Annotated in this window: 19 protein-coding genes and 1 pseudogene; 6 read left to right on the top strand and 14 right to left on the bottom strand. The window is 71.1% G+C overall.

What is annotated here, in order from left to right:
* A pseudogene (locus tag ACZ7OY_RS37090) lies at positions 1-119 on the bottom strand (xylose isomerase); the annotation flags it as partial.
* Positions 120-400: 281 nt separating this feature from the next.
* Here ACZ7OY_RS37090 and yicI point away from each other — a divergent pair.
* Positions 401-2,671: an alpha-xylosidase gene (gene yicI, locus ACZ7OY_RS37085; RefSeq protein WP_472249975.1), complete on the top strand. Its 2,271-nt coding sequence runs from the start codon at positions 401-403 to the stop codon at positions 2,669-2,671.
* A 223-nt stretch (positions 2,672-2,894) separates the two neighbouring features.
* Here yicI and ACZ7OY_RS37080 read toward each other — a convergent pair whose 3' ends face one another.
* Both ACZ7OY_RS37080 and ACZ7OY_RS37075 read right to left on the bottom strand, forming a co-directional pair.
* Positions 2,895-4,196, bottom strand: coding sequence for a HEAT repeat domain-containing protein (locus ACZ7OY_RS37080; RefSeq protein ID WP_472249974.1), 1,302 nt, complete (start codon positions 4,194-4,196; stop codon positions 2,895-2,897).
* 104 nt (positions 4,197-4,300) lie between these two features.
* Entirely contained in the window at positions 4,301-4,777 is a 477-nt protein-coding gene (locus tag ACZ7OY_RS37075; RefSeq protein WP_472249973.1) for a MarR family winged helix-turn-helix transcriptional regulator, read from the bottom strand.
* 99 nt (positions 4,778-4,876) lie between these two features.
* Here ACZ7OY_RS37075 and ACZ7OY_RS37070 point away from each other — a divergent pair, with 99 nt between their 5' ends.
* The gene (locus ACZ7OY_RS37070; RefSeq protein WP_472249972.1) at positions 4,877-5,983 is read left to right on the top strand and encodes an epoxide hydrolase family protein; all 1,107 of its coding nucleotides are present in this window, start codon (positions 4,877-4,879) and stop codon (positions 5,981-5,983) included.
* Positions 5,984-6,018: 35 nt separating this feature from the next.
* Here the strand turns inward: ACZ7OY_RS37070 and ACZ7OY_RS37065 are convergent, their stop codons facing one another.
* Positions 6,019-6,918 carry an aminoglycoside phosphotransferase family protein gene (locus ACZ7OY_RS37065; RefSeq protein WP_472249971.1) on the bottom strand — a complete coding sequence of 300 codons (900 nt, stop codon included), beginning with the start codon at positions 6,916-6,918 and terminating at the stop codon, positions 6,019-6,021.
* Positions 6,919-7,106: 188 nt separating this feature from the next.
* On the opposite strand from ACZ7OY_RS37065, the gene ACZ7OY_RS37060 reads away from it, so the two are divergent.
* From ACZ7OY_RS37060 to ACZ7OY_RS37045, 4 genes are all read left to right on the top strand, one after another.
* Positions 7,107-7,616: a SigE family RNA polymerase sigma factor gene (locus ACZ7OY_RS37060; RefSeq protein ID WP_472249970.1), complete on the top strand. Its 510-nt coding sequence runs from the start codon at positions 7,107-7,109 to the stop codon at positions 7,614-7,616.
* A 10-nt stretch (positions 7,617-7,626) separates the two neighbouring features.
* Positions 7,627-7,977, top strand: coding sequence for a hypothetical protein (locus tag ACZ7OY_RS37055; RefSeq protein ID WP_472249969.1), 351 nt, complete (start codon positions 7,627-7,629; stop codon positions 7,975-7,977).
* A complete protein-coding gene (locus tag ACZ7OY_RS37050) occupies positions 7,919-9,691 on the top strand; it encodes a dolichyl-phosphate-mannose--protein mannosyltransferase (protein ID WP_472249968.1) in 1,773 nt (590 codons plus the stop codon). The genes ACZ7OY_RS37055 and ACZ7OY_RS37050 overlap by 59 nt, the downstream gene beginning before the upstream one ends.
* A 149-nt stretch (positions 9,692-9,840) precedes the next feature.
* Positions 9,841-10,455, top strand: coding sequence for a hypothetical protein (locus ACZ7OY_RS37045; protein WP_472249967.1), 615 nt, complete (start codon positions 9,841-9,843; stop codon positions 10,453-10,455).
* 21 nt (positions 10,456-10,476) lie between these two features.
* Here the strand turns inward: ACZ7OY_RS37045 and ACZ7OY_RS37040 are convergent, their stop codons facing one another.
* From ACZ7OY_RS37040 to ACZ7OY_RS36995, 10 genes are all read right to left on the bottom strand, one after another.
* Complete coding sequence (locus ACZ7OY_RS37040; RefSeq protein WP_472249966.1) at positions 10,477-11,685, bottom strand: globin domain-containing protein; 1,209 nt, start codon at positions 11,683-11,685, stop codon at positions 10,477-10,479.
* A gap of 220 nt (positions 11,686-11,905) precedes the next feature.
* The gene (locus tag ACZ7OY_RS37035; protein WP_472249965.1) at positions 11,906-12,079 is read right to left on the bottom strand and encodes a hypothetical protein; all 174 of its coding nucleotides are present in this window, start codon (positions 12,077-12,079) and stop codon (positions 11,906-11,908) included.
* 93 nt (positions 12,080-12,172) lie between these two features.
* Entirely contained in the window at positions 12,173-12,586 is a 414-nt protein-coding gene (locus tag ACZ7OY_RS37030; protein ID WP_472249964.1) for a gas vesicle protein K, read from the bottom strand.
* Positions 12,583-12,822 (bottom strand): gas vesicle protein, encoded by a 240-nt coding sequence (locus ACZ7OY_RS37025; protein ID WP_472249963.1) that lies wholly within the window; start codon positions 12,820-12,822, stop codon positions 12,583-12,585. Before ACZ7OY_RS37025 ends, ACZ7OY_RS37030 begins: the two co-directional genes overlap by 4 nt.
* On the bottom strand, positions 12,819-13,646 hold the full coding sequence (locus tag ACZ7OY_RS37020; RefSeq protein WP_472249962.1) for a GvpL/GvpF family gas vesicle protein: 828 nt from the start codon (positions 13,644-13,646) through the stop codon (positions 12,819-12,821). Before ACZ7OY_RS37020 ends, ACZ7OY_RS37025 begins: the two co-directional genes overlap by 4 nt.
* 5 nt (positions 13,647-13,651) lie before the next feature.
* Positions 13,652-14,149, bottom strand: a complete 498-nt coding sequence (locus ACZ7OY_RS37015) for a gas vesicle protein (RefSeq protein WP_472249961.1) — start codon at positions 14,147-14,149, stop codon at positions 13,652-13,654.
* Positions 14,150-14,169: 20 nt separating this feature from the next.
* Positions 14,170-14,424: a gas vesicle protein GvpG gene (locus ACZ7OY_RS37010; RefSeq protein WP_351609222.1), complete on the bottom strand. Its 255-nt coding sequence runs from the start codon at positions 14,422-14,424 to the stop codon at positions 14,170-14,172.
* Between the two features lie 12 nt (positions 14,425-14,436).
* Positions 14,437-15,150, bottom strand: coding sequence for a GvpL/GvpF family gas vesicle protein (locus ACZ7OY_RS37005; protein ID WP_472249960.1), 714 nt, complete (start codon positions 15,148-15,150; stop codon positions 14,437-14,439).
* 2 nt (positions 15,151-15,152) lie between these two features.
* Positions 15,153-15,635 carry a gas vesicle structural protein GvpA gene (locus ACZ7OY_RS37000; RefSeq protein ID WP_472249959.1) on the bottom strand — a complete coding sequence of 161 codons (483 nt, stop codon included), beginning with the start codon at positions 15,633-15,635 and terminating at the stop codon, positions 15,153-15,155.
* Between the two features lie 28 nt (positions 15,636-15,663).
* Positions 15,664-16,026 carry a gas vesicle protein GvpO gene (locus ACZ7OY_RS36995; RefSeq protein ID WP_351609230.1) on the bottom strand — a complete coding sequence of 121 codons (363 nt, stop codon included), beginning with the start codon at positions 16,024-16,026 and terminating at the stop codon, positions 15,664-15,666.
* Positions 16,027-16,090 lie beyond the last annotated feature (64 nt).

The following is a 16,090-nucleotide window of genomic DNA, read 5'->3' as shown; positions in this document are numbered from 1 at the left end:
TCGACCGGGTCCAGGGCCCGCCGGGTCGCGTCACCGAACGGGTCCCGTCCCTGCCAGCCGACGGTCCACAGGCCGAAGGTGAACCTGTCCTCGGGAGTGGCGTTGAAGCGCTTCGACATGTGGCGGCCCTTGCTGTCGCGCAGTCCGGCAACGCTGCCGGACGAGTTTGTTTGATGTGATGACTAATACGCCAAGAGCGTGCTCTCGCGCTAGCCCCACGTGGCGCGTCTCTCTCCATGGCTCGAAGTGAAGACCACGCTTGTTCGTGTAATCGAGCCTGATCAGAGCCATTGCATCGCCACGACAGGCTCGTGGGCCGGATTTGTTTTGTGTACGATCAAATTCGTCGTGACGTTGCCCGTGCCCCGGTCCGACAGCCTCCGCTCCCCTGAGGAAGATCATGAAGTTCACCAATGGCTTCTGGCGTATTCGCGATGGCGTACAGATCGCCTACGCCACCGAAGTACGCGACGTGCGAACCGAAGCGAAGCGCTTCACCACCCATGCGGCCGTGCAACGGGTGACACGCAGGGGCGACACCCTCAACGCACCGCTCATCTCGGCCGAGTGCTTCTCCCCCGCCGAGGGCGTCATCGGCGTCCGGCTCACCCACCACTCCGGCAAACGCCGCAACGGCCCCGAGTTCACCGTCGCCGGCGTCGAGGGCGGCGCGGGCGAGGTGCGCACCGTCGACGGCGTCACCGAGCTGACCAGCGGTCCCCTCACCCTGCGCCTGGACCGCAGCTCCCCCTTCACGCTGAGCTTCCGCGACGCCGACGGCCGCGAACTGACCCAGGCGGGCACCAAGGGCGCCGCCTTCGCCACCACCGACCAGGGCGGGCACCACATGGTGGGCAAGCTCTCCCTCGGCGTCGGCGAGCAGGTCTACGGCCTCGGCGAACGCTTCACCCCGTTCGTCAAGAACGGCCAGGTCGTCGACATGTGGCAGGCCGACGGCGGCACCAGCAGCGAGCAGGCCTACAAGAACATCCCGTTCTACCTCTCCTCGCGCGGCTACGGCGTGTTCGTCAACCACCCCGGCAAGGTCTCCTTCGAGGTCGGCTCGGAGTCCGTCGGCCAGGTCCAGTTCAGCGTCGAGGACCAGATCCTGGAGTACTACGTCGTCGCGGGTCCCACCCCGAAGGACGTGCTCGCCCGCTACACCGGCCTCACCGGCCGCCCCGCCCTGCCGCCGGCCTGGTCCTTCGGCCTGTGGCTGACGACCTCCTTCACCACCTCCTACGACGAGGCGACCGTGATGTCGTTCGTCGACGGCATGTCCGAGCGCGGCATCCCCCTGTCGGTGTTCCACTTCGACTGCTTCTGGATGCGCGAGTACCAGTGGTGCGACTTCGAATGGGACCCGGACGTCTTCCCCGACCCCGCGGGGATGCTGGCCCGGCTCAAGGCCAAGGGCCTGCGGATCAGCGCCTGGATCAACCCCTACATCGCCCAGAAGTCCCCGCTGTTCGACGAGGCCGCCGAGCTGGGCCACCTGGTGCGCCGCGCGAACGGCGACGTATGGCAGTGGGACCTGTGGCAGGCGGGCATGGGCCTGGTCGACTTCACCAGCCCCGAGGCCTGCGCCTGGTTCCAGTCGAAGCTCAAGCCGCTGCTGGACCAGGGCGTCGACTGCTTCAAGACCGACTTCGGCGAGCGCATCCCCACCGATGTCGTCTGGCACGACGGCTCGGACCCCGAGCGGATGCACAACTACTACACGGAGCTGTACAACAGGACCGTCTTCGAGCTGCTGGAGAAGGAGCGCGGACAGGGCGAGGCCGTGCTGTTCGCCCGCTCCGCGACCGCGGGCGGCCAGCAGTACCCCGTGCACTGGGGCGGCGACTGCTGGTCCTCCTTCGAGGCGATGGCCGAGTCCCTGCGCGGCGGGCTGTCGCTCTCCCTGAGCGGCTTCGGCTTCTGGAGCCACGACATCGGCGGCTTCGAGGGCACCCCCGACGCCTCGGTGTTCAAGCGCTGGCTGGCCTTCGGCCTGCTCTCCTCCCACAGCCGGCTGCACGGCTCCTCCTCCTACCGGGTGCCGTGGGAGTTCGGCGAGGAGGCCGTCGACGTCGCCCGCCGCTTCACCGTGCTCAAGCACCGGCTGATGCCGTACCTGTACGGCGTCGGCGTCGAGGCCCACCGCACCGGCGTGCCCTCGATGCGCCCGATGCTGCTGGAGTTCCCCGGCGACCCGGCCTGCCGCCCGCTGGACCGCCAGTATCTGCTCGGCGCCGACCTGCTGGTCGCCCCCGTCTTCGCCGAGGACGGGGAGGTCGAGGTGTATCTGCCCGAGGGCACCTGGACGCACCTGCTCACCGGCGAGCGCGTCACCGGCCCGGTCTGGCGCACCGAGCGCCACGGCTACGACAGCCTTCCGCTGTACGTCCGTGAGGGCGCCGTCCTGCCGCTGTCCGCCGACGACCGGCGCCCCGACGGCGACTGGCTGGAGGGCGTCACCCTGCTCGTCCACCCGACCGCCGAGCCCGGCTACGCGCGCACCGTGACCGTCCCGGACCTGGACGGCACCACCGCCGCCACCTTCCGCGTCCGGCGTGACGGCGACACGCTGAGCGTCACCGCGGAGGGCAGCGACAGGCCGTTCACCGTCCGGATCGCGGGCGGCGCGAGCGCCACCGGGACCGGTAAGGTGACGGTGCCGCTGACCTGACCCGGCACGGCGCCTCGTACCGGGGTTGGGGAGGAACGGGAGCCGCGCACGCGCCCCGCCCTCCCCGGCCCCGGCGTCCGTAGCCCGTCGCCCGACGCCCGTCGCCCGTCGGGACGGACTGCGGCGGCAACGACGCTGCGGTCTTGGGCCTTTCGTCTGGATCAGGCCGGCCATGACCGACCTGACTGCCCGGGCGACGCCGGACCGATCCGAACGACAGGCCCTAGATGCGGTACGCGCCCGTCGGTACGCCGCGGGCGGCGCCGTACGGAGTCAGCGCGACGACACCGGTACCCCGCGAGGGGGTGTCGGCGCCGATGTCCAGCGGACTGACCCCGATCGCACGGGCGATGTCCGGTGCCAGGTCATGGGCGGCCCAGCGCCATTCGTCCTCGTCCTCCTGTCTCTCCCGCGCGGCGTCCCACTCGGGGCTCAGGCCCAGTTCGACGCGGCGGGCCCGCTCCAACGGCAGTGGCTCACCGAGGGTCAGCAGTTCGTCGTCCCCCTCGCCGGTCTCGCAGTAGCGCCGAAGCACCGTTCCCCGCTCGGCGACGAGCCAGGCGGAGCCGTCTCCCTGTCCGCCGTAGTAGTAGGCCTGGGCCTGTCCGTAGCGGGCGCTGAGCCGGGTGCACAGGCGCAGGACGTCCTCGCTGCGCTCCTCGCCGCACGGATCGCACCAGGCGCCGAGGACGAAGGTCCAGCCGTCGAGCTCCGGGGTGACGAAGACCCGCTCGTTGCCGTCGTACTCCGCCGTGTCGCATCCGTGGCCGTCGGCGTCGACGATGTCGTTGCCGAGCGCGAAGGTCACGGGTCTGGGCTCGGTCAGGCCCAGGGTCCGCAGTATCCCGGCCTGGTCCCCGCTCGGCACGGCGATCCAGTGGTTCCAGCAGGCCCACAGCGGCTCGGGCCGGTCGTCCGGGAGCTTGACGCGGATCAGCCGTTCGATCGCGGCCCGGTCGGCGTCGGACAGCGCCGCCTCGCCGCCCAGTTCGGCCAGCACCGTCAGCGCCCGCGCCCGCTGCCGCCCCGGACCCTGCTCCCGGACGCGCCGGAGCAGCGGGATGATCTGCCCGCCCTGGAGCACCAGGGCGTGCGCCGCCTGCCGGCCCACCTCGTCGTCCGGATCGCCGAGCAGCGGCAGCAGCGCGGTGGCGGCGGACCGGGCGCCCTCGCCGCAGCGCTGGATCCCGCGGACGGCGGCACCGCGTACGAACGGCAGGGGATGCGAGAGTGCCGCCGTGTACCAGGCCAGGGCGGCCTCGCCGAGGGCCGTGAACACGAAGCCGAGCCGTCTGCGGGCCTGCTCGGTGGGCGCGGAGACCAGCCCCTGGAGCAGGCCGTCGAAGCCGGGCCGCCCGAGCCGTCCCAGTACGGCGGACAGCTGCCGCCAGTCCACCGGGGACGCCTCGTCCGTCACCTCGCGGACCAGCCGCGCCACCCCGTCGGCGCCGAGCGCGACCAAAGCGTCCGCCGCCGCGTCCCGCCGCTCGGGCACCGCCAGGTCCCGTACCAGGTCGATGTCCACCCACAACCCCCTCCCGCCGGACCGGCCCGGACTCCCCGGCCTTCATCATGGCGCACGCCTCTGACAGCGGCCGGAGCGCTCGGACCGCTCGCGCAGGGAGCGGGTCACTTCGCGTCGTGGGGGTCGGGGTGACCGGGCCGGTGATGCTCGGTCAGGACGGTGAGCAGACGGGTGAGTTCGCCCTGCTGGTCGGGGTCGAGCGGGGCGAGGAGTTCGCGCTGGGCGTCCGTGACGAGCGCGTCGAGGTGCTCCCGGCGGCGTCGGCCCTCGGCGGTCAGGGTGATCACATTGCGGCGGCGGTCCGCCGCGTCCGGTGCGCGGCGGATGTACGCGGCGTCCCCGAGCTCGTTGAGGACGGCGACCATGTCGCTGCGGTAGATGCCGGTACGGCGACTGAGCTCCGCCTGGCTCGCGGCGCCGTCCTCGGCGAGCGCGGTCAGCACGGCGAAGTGCCACTTACGGGCGTCCACGGCGGCCAGACGCTCGTTGACGAGCCGGTCCGCGACGGCCGCGACCCCGGCGATCAGGCGACTGGGGATGGCGCGCAGCCGGGCCGGGGCGGGTTCTGGTGTCGCGCTCACTGGGGATCCTCCACCCTCTTGCGTTAGTGTCACTAACATTCTACATTCGTTAGTGTCACGAACGTTAGGGCTCCAAACGAATCCTCAGGAGTGACCATCATGATCGAGCCGTTCCGCATCGACGTCCCCCAGACCGACCTCGACGACCTCGACGACCGCCTCGCCCGCACCCGCTGGCCCAACGAGGTCGCCGACGCCGGCTGGGACTACGGCTTCCCGCTGACGCGGTTGAAGGAGCTCGCCGAGTACTGGCGCACTGGTTACGACTGGCGGGCGCACGAGGCCGAGCTCAACAAGCTCCCGCACTTCACCACCGAGATCGACGGGCAGAACATCCACTTCGTCCACGTCCGGTCCGCGAAGCCGGACGCGCTCGCGCTGATCCTCACGCACGGCTGGCCCGGCTCGTTCCTGGAGTTCCTCGATGTGATCGAGCCGCTGGCGCGCGACTTCCACCTGGTGATCCCGTCCATCCCGGGCTACGGCTTCTCGGGTCCCACCCACGAGCGCGGCTGGGACGTGGGCCACGTCGCACGGGCCTGGGCCGAGCTCATGCACCGCCTCGGCTACGAGCGGTACGGCGCGCAGGGCGGCGACTTCGGCTCGGGCATCTCCACGGCGCTCGGCGCGGTGGCACCCGAGCACGTCGTCGGAGTCCACGTCAACTACCTGCCGACCCGCCCCGACCCGGACGCCGGCATCGAACTGTCCGCGGACGACGAGGCCAGGCTGAACAAGATCAGGCAGCTGATGGCGAACCGTCCGCCCTACCAGGCCCTCCAGGCCACCACCCCGCAGACCCTCGGCTATGCGCTCACCGACTCGCCCGTCGGCCAACTGGCCTGGATCGCCGAGCGTTTCGCCCAGTGGACCGACCCGCGCACGCCGGTCAGCGACGACCGCGTCCTCACCGACGTCTCGCTGTACTGGCTGACCGCCACGGCCGCTTCGTCGGCCCGGCTGCACCGTGACACGCCACGGGGCACCGCGCCGTGCCCGGTGCCGGTCGGCGTGGCGGTGTTCGCCCACGACATCACCCAGCCGGTACGGCCGCTGGCCGAGCGGCTGTACGACATCAGGCACTGGTCGGAGTTCGAGCGCGGCGGCCACTTCGCCGCGATGGAAGTGCCGGAGCTGCTCGCCGAGGACGTCCGGGAGTTCTTCCTCACCCGCCTGGAGGACGACCGGTCGGCCGTCACCCACTGACAGCCGACGCGGGGACCGGCCTGGACCGGTCGCCCCTATGCGGACGCCAGAACGCGGTCGAGCGCCGCCCGGCCCGCGGGACCCCAGCCCGGCTTGCCGCCGGGCAGACCCCGGTCCCCGGCCTGGCCCATGAGGACGAGGAAGAGGCTCTTCGCGGCCGCCAGGGCTCGCGCGCGCCGGATCATCGCCTCGTCCACGGGTGCGTAGGCGTCGAAGAACCGTGCTGCCGCGCCCGCGGGAAGGAGCACCCACGCGGCCGCGAGATCGACCGCCGGATCTCCTGCGCACATGTCGCCGAAGTCGAGCACGCCCGAGAGGGTGCCGTTCGACACGACGACGTTCGCCGGGTGCAGGTCGCCGTGCAGCCACACCGGTGGGCCCTGCCAGTCGGGGGCCGCGAGGGCCTCGTCCCAGATGTCCCGGACGTGGTCCTGGACGTCCGCCGCGTCACCCTGGAATACGACCTCCTTGAGCATCCGCCCGAAGCCGTCCGTGAGTGTCGCCAGAGGGACTCCGCGATCCGCACTGCGCGGAGCGTCGGCGGGCGCGGGCGTGTGCAGCGCCTCGAGGAAGTCCGCGAGGGTGTCGGCCGCCCCGCTGTGGCTGATGGGGGCGCGGTCCGCGGGCTCGCCGGGAACCCAGGCCGCGATGGTCCACGGCCGTGGGAAGCGTGCGGACGGTTCGCCGGTCCGCAGGGGGGTGGGGACCGGCAGCGGAAGGCGCGGCGCCAGGGCGGGCAGCCACCGGTGCTCCTTGCGCAGGAGGGAGGGCGCGCGCTCCGTGCGGGGCATCCGTACGGCCAACTCGTCTCCGAGACGCCACAGTTGGTTGTCCCAGCCGCCGTCGACCGCGTACAGGTCCAACTGCGCGAGGTCCGGATGCTGTTCCCTCACCAGGCAGCGCACCAAGTCGTGGTCGATCTCCGAGTTGTCCACGATCCCACTCAACCATCCTGGTGGAACGGGAGGGCATGTCGGGACGTGTGCACCGCAGGAACGGCAGGTGTGTGCCACGCCACATGACGCAGGTGCATAGCCGAGCGGGGGCCGATGTCTTTCTTCAAGGTGTGAGTACGTACGGCGGCGGATGTGGCCGCTGACCGAAAGGCAAGGGGGTGACGCCGATGGAGCGGTCGCGGTCCGAGGAGTTCGACCGGTTCGTGACGGCCCGGTGGTCGGCGTTGCTGCACCTGGCCCGGCTGCTCACCGGCGGGGACCGGCACCGGGCGGAGGATCTGCTGCAAGAGGCTCTGGTCAAGCTGTGGTTCGCCTGGCCGAGGGTGGCCGGGCAGGCACCGGAAGCCTATGTGCGCAGGGTCCTGGCCCGTGCCGCGGCCCGGTCGGCACGCCGCCGCTGGTGGGGCGAGCACCCGGTGGACCGGCTGCCCGACCCGCCCGAGGCGGCGGACGAGGTCGCCGCCGTGGACGAACGGACCCAACTGGAGGCCATGTTGGCGTTGCTGCCGGCGCGGCAGCGGGCCGCGGTGGTGCTGCGCTACTACCAGGACCTGCCCGAGCGGCAGGTCGCGGAGGTCCTGAACTGCCCGGTGGGTACCGCCCGTTCGCTGACGGCACGCGGCGTCGCACGGTTGCGGCGGCTGCTGGCCGAGGCGACCGTCGAGCCGGTGAAGTGAAGAAGGAGCCATGGATCACTTCGAGCAGGAGCTGGCGCGCCTGATGCGGGACAGCCGGGAGGACACGCCCTACGAGGACCGGCACCGGCGTCGCCTGCACGGTGCCGTCCGTGCCCGGCGGCGGGCCCGCGCGGCCTGGCTGGCCACCGGATCCGCGCTGGCGCTGGCAGGGCTCGGCGTCGGGCTGGTGTTCCTGGCGAGCGCCTTCGCCCAGGGCAGGGACGGGGGTCCGCAGCCCCGCCCTGTCACCTCGGCCGAGTCGGTCCCGATGCCGACGGCGGCGCGCTCCGCCTCCGCTGCCCATGGGGTGCCCTCGCCCCACGCCCGCCACCAGCCGGAGAGCTCCCCACGTGATCCCTGAGAACGCGCCCGCGCGCGTCGGCGAGCCGCACCGGGCGCCGATCGTCCGGCCGGAGTCCTGGGAGCGGCGGCTGCGCCGCTTCGGGCACGTCGAGCGGCCGTACGCGTCCGTGCGCGATCGCCTGGTGGTGCCGTTCCCCGAACCCGGCACACGTCCGTGGCGCATGCTCGGGCTGTCCCCGGAAGGGGCGAGCCGGGCGGCCCGCTGGTCGGGCTGGGGCGGGCCACTGCTGGTGACGCTGCTCGCCGGACTGCTGCGCTTCTGGCGTCTGGGCGACCCGCGGGCGGTCGTGTTCGACGAGACGTACTACGCCAAGGACGCCTGGTCGCTGCTGCGGCTCGGCTACGAGGGCAGCTGGCCGGACCGCACGGTCTCCGACCCGCAGATCCTGGCCCGTCCCCAGGTGATCCCGCTGTCCGACGCCGGGGCGTTCGTCGCGCACCCGCCGACGGGCAAGTGGGTGATCGCCCTCGGCGAGTGGCTGTTCGGCCTGAACCCGTTCGGCTGGCGCTTCATGACGGCGGCTCTCGGCACGCTGTCGGTGCTGATGCTGTGTCGCGTCGGACGCCGTCTGTTCCGTTCGACGGCGCTGGGCTGCCTGGCCGGAGCGCTGATGGCGGTCGACGGTCTGCACTTCGTGATGAGCCGCGCCGCGCTGCTCGACCTCGTCGTCATGTTCTTCGCGCTGGCGGCGTTCGGATGCCTGCTCGTCGACCGGGACCACGCGCGGTTCCGGCTGGCGGCACGACTGCCGGTCGACGAGGACGGCCGGGTGCGCCCGGACGCGTCCACCGGTGACCGGGCCGGGACGGGAGCGCGTCCCTGGCGGATCGCGGCCGGGGTCTGCCTGGGACTGGCGGCCTCGACCAAATGGAACGGGCTGTACTTCCTCGCCTGGTTCGCGGTCCTCACCCTGCTGTGGGACGTCGGCGCCCGCCGGGTGGCGGGGGCGCGCCGGCCGTGGCGCGCGATGCTGCGCAAGGACCTCGGCCGGTCGGTGCTTTCTCTCGTCCCGGTCGCGGTCCTGACGTATCTGGCGACCTGGAGCGGCTGGTTCCTTTCCGACGACGGATACGGGCGCCACTGGGCGGACGGCCGCGGCGGCACCTGGTCGTGGATCCCGGCCCCGCTGCGCAGCCTGTGGCACTACGAGTACGCCGTCTACCGGTTCAACGTGGGACTGCACACCCCCCACAGATACGAGTCGAATCCCTGGAGTTGGCTGGTCCTCGGCCGCCCGGTGCTGTTCCACTACACCTCACCGAGCCCCGGGACGACCGGCTGCCGGACGACGGCCGGCTGTGCCCGGACGATCCTTGCCCTGGGCACACCGCTGCTGTGGTGGTCGGCCTGCTGCGCGCTCGTGTACCTGCTCTACCGGTGGGCGCTGCGCCGCGACTGGCGGTGCGGCGCCGTCCTGGGCGCGGTGGGTGCCGGTTATCTCCCCTGGTTCCTGTACCAGGACCGGACGATCTTCTCCTTCTACGCCGTCGTCCTCGTGCCGTACCTGTGCCTGGCCGTGACGACAATGCTCGCCGCCCTGCCGGGGCCGCCGGGAACGACCGGCAGACGCCGCACCCGGGGCATGGTGGCCGCAGGCGTCCTCGTCCTGCTCATCACCTGGAACTTCATCTGCTTCTGGCCCCTGTACACCGCCGAGACCGTCCCGATCGACTTCTGGCGGTCGAGGATGTGGCTCGACACCTGGGTCTAGCAGGGACGTCGACGGTTGCCGTTGGTCGCCCTCGAGAATGAGCTCGGCCGATCGAGCCCGTGGACACCGGGCGACGGCCGGCACGAAGACGTGCAGAGTGGTCGATGTACCCGACCCGCAAACGACAAGTGCCCCACAGGGATGCAGCCGTGACAGATCCTGAAGACCGTGAGCAGCAGGCGGACATCACCCGGCGGATGCTGGACTACCTCAACGCGCCGGTCGCCGAGCACTGCCGTCTGCGTGGCGTGCTGCCCGCACCCGGCGCCGTGCGCATCGCCGTCCGCGCCGGGGACGAGGGGCACAGCATGGACCTGCTGTACGAGATCCCCCACGACACGGTGACCCCGTACTACGTCCCCGGACTCCTACGTACCGTCCTGAGCGGTCTCCAGCTCTACAGCAGCAGTGACATCGGCGAGGTCATGGGCATGACCCTCATCCGGCTGCGCCCGCAGGAGATCGTCCCGGACCCGGAGCCCGAAGCGGGCAGGGCGCTCACGGTCGTACGCGCCCTGTCGGGCCCCGGCGACGACGAAAACCCCTTCCTGATCGGTTTCCTGATGCACGGCGAGGGCGCGTTGCGTCTGTACGTGCAGCGTCCGGACCGGCCCGGCGTGATCGGCGTCGACATCCGTCTGGCCGAGGCTCCCGCCACCGCGCTGATCTCCTCGATGGCCGGCCTCGTCGGGGAGCAGCAGTACCGGCGGCCCGCACCGGACGACCCGCACTGCGACCTCCTGGTCGACCTGACCGACTGGTAGGGCCGGTCCGGCGGCGGACGCTCAGTCGACGTCCGCCTGCCACAGGTCGGGGCCGAACACCTCGTACTGGATGTCCTGGGGCGGGACGCCGCGTTCGAGGAGCCTGCTGCGCAGGGGCTGCATGAAGGCCAGCGGGCCGCACATGTAGTACACCGCGTCGTCGGGGAGTTCGACCTGGTCGATGTCCATCAGTCCCGGGAACACCCCGGTCACCGGCTCGTTGGTGACCGCTCCGCTGTCGTACCACACGTACAGTTCCGCGCTGGGCAGCTCCAGGACGTCGCTGACCACCTGGCGGCGCAGCGCGAAGGACGCTTCGTCGGCGTCGGCGTGGAGCATGGTGATCGGCAGCCGGGACTCGGCCTGGACGAGGTGCGAGAGCATCCCTGCCATCGGGCTGATCCCGATGCCCGCCGTGGCGAACACCACCGGCCGTCCCGAGTCGTCGAGCACGACGTCGCCGTAGGGAAGCGACACCGTGAGGACGTCGCCCACCTCGACCGAGTCGTGCAGGAAATTGGACATCTCGCCGTCGGGTTCGCCGCCGCCGTGGACGCGCTTGACCGAGAACTGGCGGTGCTCACCGTCGTCGGCCCGGGTCAGGCTGTACTGGCGCGGCTGGCGCACCCCGTCGGGCATGGTCATCAGCACGGTGACGTACTGGCCCGGGAGCGAGGTCGTCACCAGCCGGTCGTCGACCCGCTTGAGCACGAAGGTGACGACATCGGCCGTCTCCTTGATCTTCTTCTCGACCTCCCACTTCCGCCACACCGTCTCCGGCGTGACGCCCCGCGCGCTGTAGAGGCCGCGCTCCTGGTTGATCAGGGCGTTGGCCATCAGCCAGTAGACCTCGTCCCAGGCCGCGGCGACCTCCGGGGTGACCGCGTCGCCGAGGACGTCGACGATGGCCCACATCAGGTTGTCGTGGACGATCCGGTACTGGTCGGGACGGATCCCGAGGGACGCGTGCTTGTGCGCGATCCGGTTGAGCAGGTGGTCCGGCGACTGCTCCGGTGTCTTCACCAGCCCGCCGGCGAAGGCCGCGACCGAACCGGCGAGCGCCTGCTGCTGGGAGCCGTGGGCCTGATTGCCCCGGTTGAACACGCCGTCCAGCAGTTCGGGGTGCTCGGCGAACATGTGCTTGTAGAAGCGTTGGGTGATGTCCCCGATGTGCTGGGCGACGACCGGAAGCGTCGCGGTGACGACGGGCCTGGCGGTGTTCGAGAGCATGTCGGGTCTCTCCAGCGGCAGTGAGGGCCGGCGCGGATCGTCCCGTCGGGGATCGGCGGAACGTCTCGTCGGGGATCAACAGCAGTCGACCCGCAGGTGATTGCGACCGACAGTGCGCAACCGCGGCAGGTGCGGCGATGACACGGCACGGCGTGCCCGCGGTCCACCCTAGGAGCGGGCCGTCGGTGCCGCACTTCGGTGACGCCTGCCGCGGGCCGGGTCAGTGCTTGAAGGAGTCCTTGGTCCTCTCCTTCGCGCCCCGCATCGCGCCCCTGGTCTGGAGGGCGGCGCCCTTGGCCGCGACGGTGTCGTTGTGTACCGCGTGAGCCACCTTTCGGACGGCCTTTCCCACGACCTGCTCGGCCTTCGCCTTGGCCTTCTCGCCGGCACCCATCTCAGTACCTCCGTCGAGTTCCAGTCGCCGGTACGTCCGTCGAGTTCCAGTCGCCGCGTGCCCGTGCTGCGGGCAGTCGAAACCCTCGTGGGTTCAGCCGGACGGGTCGGGTGGGAGCAGCGTGCCCAGCGGGCCGAGGTCGAGGTTGAGATCCGCCATGGTCAGTCCGTAGCGGGCGCAGAGTTCGGTCATGCGGTCGTGCAGGATCATCAAGGTCATTCCCAGCCGCTCTTCCTCCTCCTCGGTGAGGTCGCCCTGGTCGACGCGGTGCAGCGCCTGCCGCTCCATGAGCTGGCGCAGCAGTTCCACCAGGGTGAGGACGAGCCTGACCAGATCGCGTTCCACGGTGTCGGGATCGGTGGTGATACGGCGGGCGGGACGCGGCGGGGAGCCGCCTCGCGTGGGCGTGATGTCGTCCGGTACGGCGGGCAGCAGCCGGAACGCCCGCGTGGCGGCGTCGGCGATCTCGCCGAGGCGATCGGCCGGACGGTCGCCCGGGCCGCTCACGGCGCGTCCTCGGGCCCGGGCCCTGTGGGCCTCTGCCACGGCGACGGGGTCTGCGCGCTCACTGAAACGATCAAGGCTCGCAGGGAGATGCGCACGAGGTCGATGTCCGCGATCGACAGCACGACATCGCCGGTCAGGACGGCCCCGCCGCTGAGCAGCCGGTCGAGCAGATCGATGAGGGCCACCTGCCGCTGTGCGAGGGGCTCGCTCCCCGACGGTCCGTCGGCCGCGCTCATGGCGCCTTGTCCGGTGCCTCCGGTGCACGGGGCTCCGTACCGGGCTGGGCGGCGAAGGAGTACGGGGCCCAGGGCCCGGTGACGTCGACGCGGATGCCGGGCAGGCCCTCGGCGGCCCGCAGGATCTCGGTGCGGAAGGTCTCCGCCTGCTCCCGTGCCACGAGATAGGCGTCGTTGACGACGTTCTCCCCGGCGCCGGAGGCGAGTTCTCCCTGTTGCACGCGGTGGCGGGCGCGTCCGGCGGCCACCGCCTCACCTATCTCCTCGACGCGTTCGGCGGCCTGGCTCGCGGCGCGGTGGGCCTCGTCGCGCGAGTGCCGCTGGGCCCGGCGGGCGCGCAGATAGGCCCGCCCGGCGCCGAGGCCGTCGTCCGCGGCGGGATCGGCGGGGCCGGCCGTCTCCGCCCGCGGTTCGACATAGATCTTGACCCCCCACTCGATGTGCCCGGCCAGCCGGTCCAGCGCCCGCGTGAACATCTCCGCGTCGTCACGGAGGGCCCCGCGCACCCGGTCCTCGTCGAGGTACACGGTGGCCAGTCGCAGCGGCAGCACGGTGGTGTGCGCGGACAGGATCTCGATCACGGTGTGGTGGGCGCGGGCCACCGTCTCCAGCCAGTCCAGGTCCTCCAGATGCCGACGCAGGGCGCTCTCCTGGAAGTCCTGCGCGGGCACCGTGCTCACGACGGCCGCGAGATCGCTCCCGGTGCCCTGCGGCACGAGGTGGACCGGCTTCCCGGCCACACCGACGACACCGGCCAGGGCCGCGTCGAGGCCCGCGGCGTCGTGGCGGACCACGGCGTAGGCGTAGGTGACGGCGTCAGTCATCCCGGTCACTCATCCTGCGCCTCGCGGCTGCGTCGGCTCTTGGACGATCGCGGGGCGCTGCGCCGCCGTACGGGCTTCTCCTTCTCGCCGGACGGCCGTACGGGCTTCTCCTTCTCGCCGGACGGCCGTACGGCCTTCTCCTCCTCGCCGGGCGGCAGCTCCCGCTCCTCCTTCAGTGCCTCGATCTCGGCACGCAGGCGCCTGTTCTCCATGGACAGCGCGCTTTCGCCGTGGGCTCGGGAGGACAGCGACGGGTCGTGCTCCCACCAGTCGATTCCCATCTCCTTGGCCTTGTCGACGGAGGCGACGATCAAGCGGAGCTTGATGGTGAGGAGTTCGATGTCCAGCAGGTTGATCCGGATGTCCCCGGCGATGACGATCCCCTTGTCGAGGACGCGTTCGAGAATGTCGGCCAGGTTCGCGGAGGAACCCTGACCCTGGGAGTACGGCGACACGGCCCGGGAAGGGTACGAACTCAGCCGGTCGACAGGGCGATCGGTCACGCGGCCACCTCGATTTCCGCTCAGTTCGCGGTGTCGCCCCGACGGTAGGCGGCGATCTCTTCCAGCCGGTCGAGCAGTTCGTCCTCGCGTGCGTCGAAGGTCGCCTGGTCGATGCGGCCCGCGAGCAGTTCCTTCTCCAGCGCGGCGAGTTCACGTTCCACCGGTTCGGGGTCGTAGTACTCCTGCTCGGCGGCCTCCACCACCCGGTCCACGACCCAGCCCACGCCCCGCACGGGCGCCAGCGGAAGCGTGAGGATCTGACCGATCAGGCCCATGAGCAGTACCTCTCAGACGAAGCTGTACGGAGGCAGGGGGCCGCGCAGCCGGAGCTCGCACTCCTCGCCCAGTTGGTTGGCGACGCTGATCTCGGTGGCCAGGAACATCTCCTCCTGGGACGAGTCGACGAGGAAGGAGGCGTTCACGAAGTCCTGGCTTCCGGCGGCGGTGACGCTCTCCTCCGTCGCGTAGGGGCGCAGCGCCTCGATGATGCCCGCGCCGAGCGCCTGCTGCCGGGCCTGGACCTCCTGCGCGACCAGTTCGCCGAGCGCGATCGACATGTCGGGGGTACCCGCACCGGCGCGGATCTGCGCGTTGAGTTCGCGGGCCTCCGGCGACTCCAGCAGGATCCGTCGCAGCAGCGCGTCCTCCTCCCAGGTGGCCCGCAGGTGGTATTCGACGCAGCCTTCCAGGGTCTCCAGCCGTTCCTGGTATTCCCCGGCCCGGTCCTCCAGGGCCCTTCTGACGGAGTCGTCGTCGTCGGTCGTCAGCCCGAAGCGCAGCGGCAGCACCGCCCCGTCGGCCATGAGGTGCTCCTGGACCTGCTGGTGGGCAAGGACGTCGCGGCGTCTGGGGCGCAGATCCTCGGGCGCGTCACTGACGACCGCGCACAGCACGCCGGCCGTCACCGTGCGCAGCGAGCCGGGAGGTTCGCCGACGCCGTGGACGTCGTCCAGACGTACCGGATGGTCCTTCGAGACGATGGAGTAGACGTAGACGGTCATGGTCACTCCCTGTCCCGCCGGGAAGCCCGTCTGGCCGACCGCCGGGCCGCCCTCGGCTCCTCCTCGTACTCGACTTCCGCTTCCTCGCCTTCTCCGTCCGCCTCGTACTCGTCCTCGTCCTCCTCGTCCTCACGACCGCTGGGCAGGGCATCCTTGACCGCCTCGACCGCACCGCTGAGCGCGCCCTTGGACTTGCCTCTTGCCCCGCCCTCGGTGATCTCGCCGACGAGGTCGGTGAGCTGGGTGGGCTGCTTGCTGCCGGACTCGAGGTCCAGGCGGTTGCAGGCCTCGGCGAAGCGGAGGTAGGTGTCCACGCTGGCGACGACGATGCGGGCGTCGATCTTGAGGATCTCGATGCCCACGAGAGAGACCCGGACGAAGACATCGATGACGAGGCCGCGGTCGAGGATCAGATCCAGGACGTCGTACAACGTCCCTGTACTTCCTCTGGCAACGCCGCCTCCGCCCTGCGGCACCATGGTCATGGCGTCTCCCTTCACCGCCCCTGGAATGTCAGCCGCGCCGGTCGATCTGCCCCCGCGTGTAGCGGCGGGTCCGCTCGTACGCCAGCAGGTCGCCGTCCTCGTCCAGCGTCACGTGATAGGTCCCCATGACGCTGGTGGTTTCGGGGATGCGCTCCAGCTCAAGTACCTCGACGTCGGCTTCCCAACCGTCGTCGGTGCGCTTGACGGCCGACACCGACTCGGGGGCCCGTCCGAGGAGTTCCGCCAGCTGTCCGGCCGCCGACCGCATGGCCCATGCCGCCGAGCGTTTGCCCGACCGCCCGGCCGCCCGGCTGCCCGAGCGTGCTGCAGCACCTTCCGCGCGGGAGGGGCGCTTCCTGCTCCCGCTGCCGTCCTTCTCTGACGCGGCCATGTGCTTCGTCCCGTGACTGGAGCGGCATCACCCTGACATGGAAACGTACCATTTAAGCATATAC

The organism is Streptomyces sp. NPDC107559 (assembly GCF_055657365.1).
Note: the sequence above shows the minus strand (reverse complement) of the source record. Positions and strands in the feature narration are given on the sequence as shown.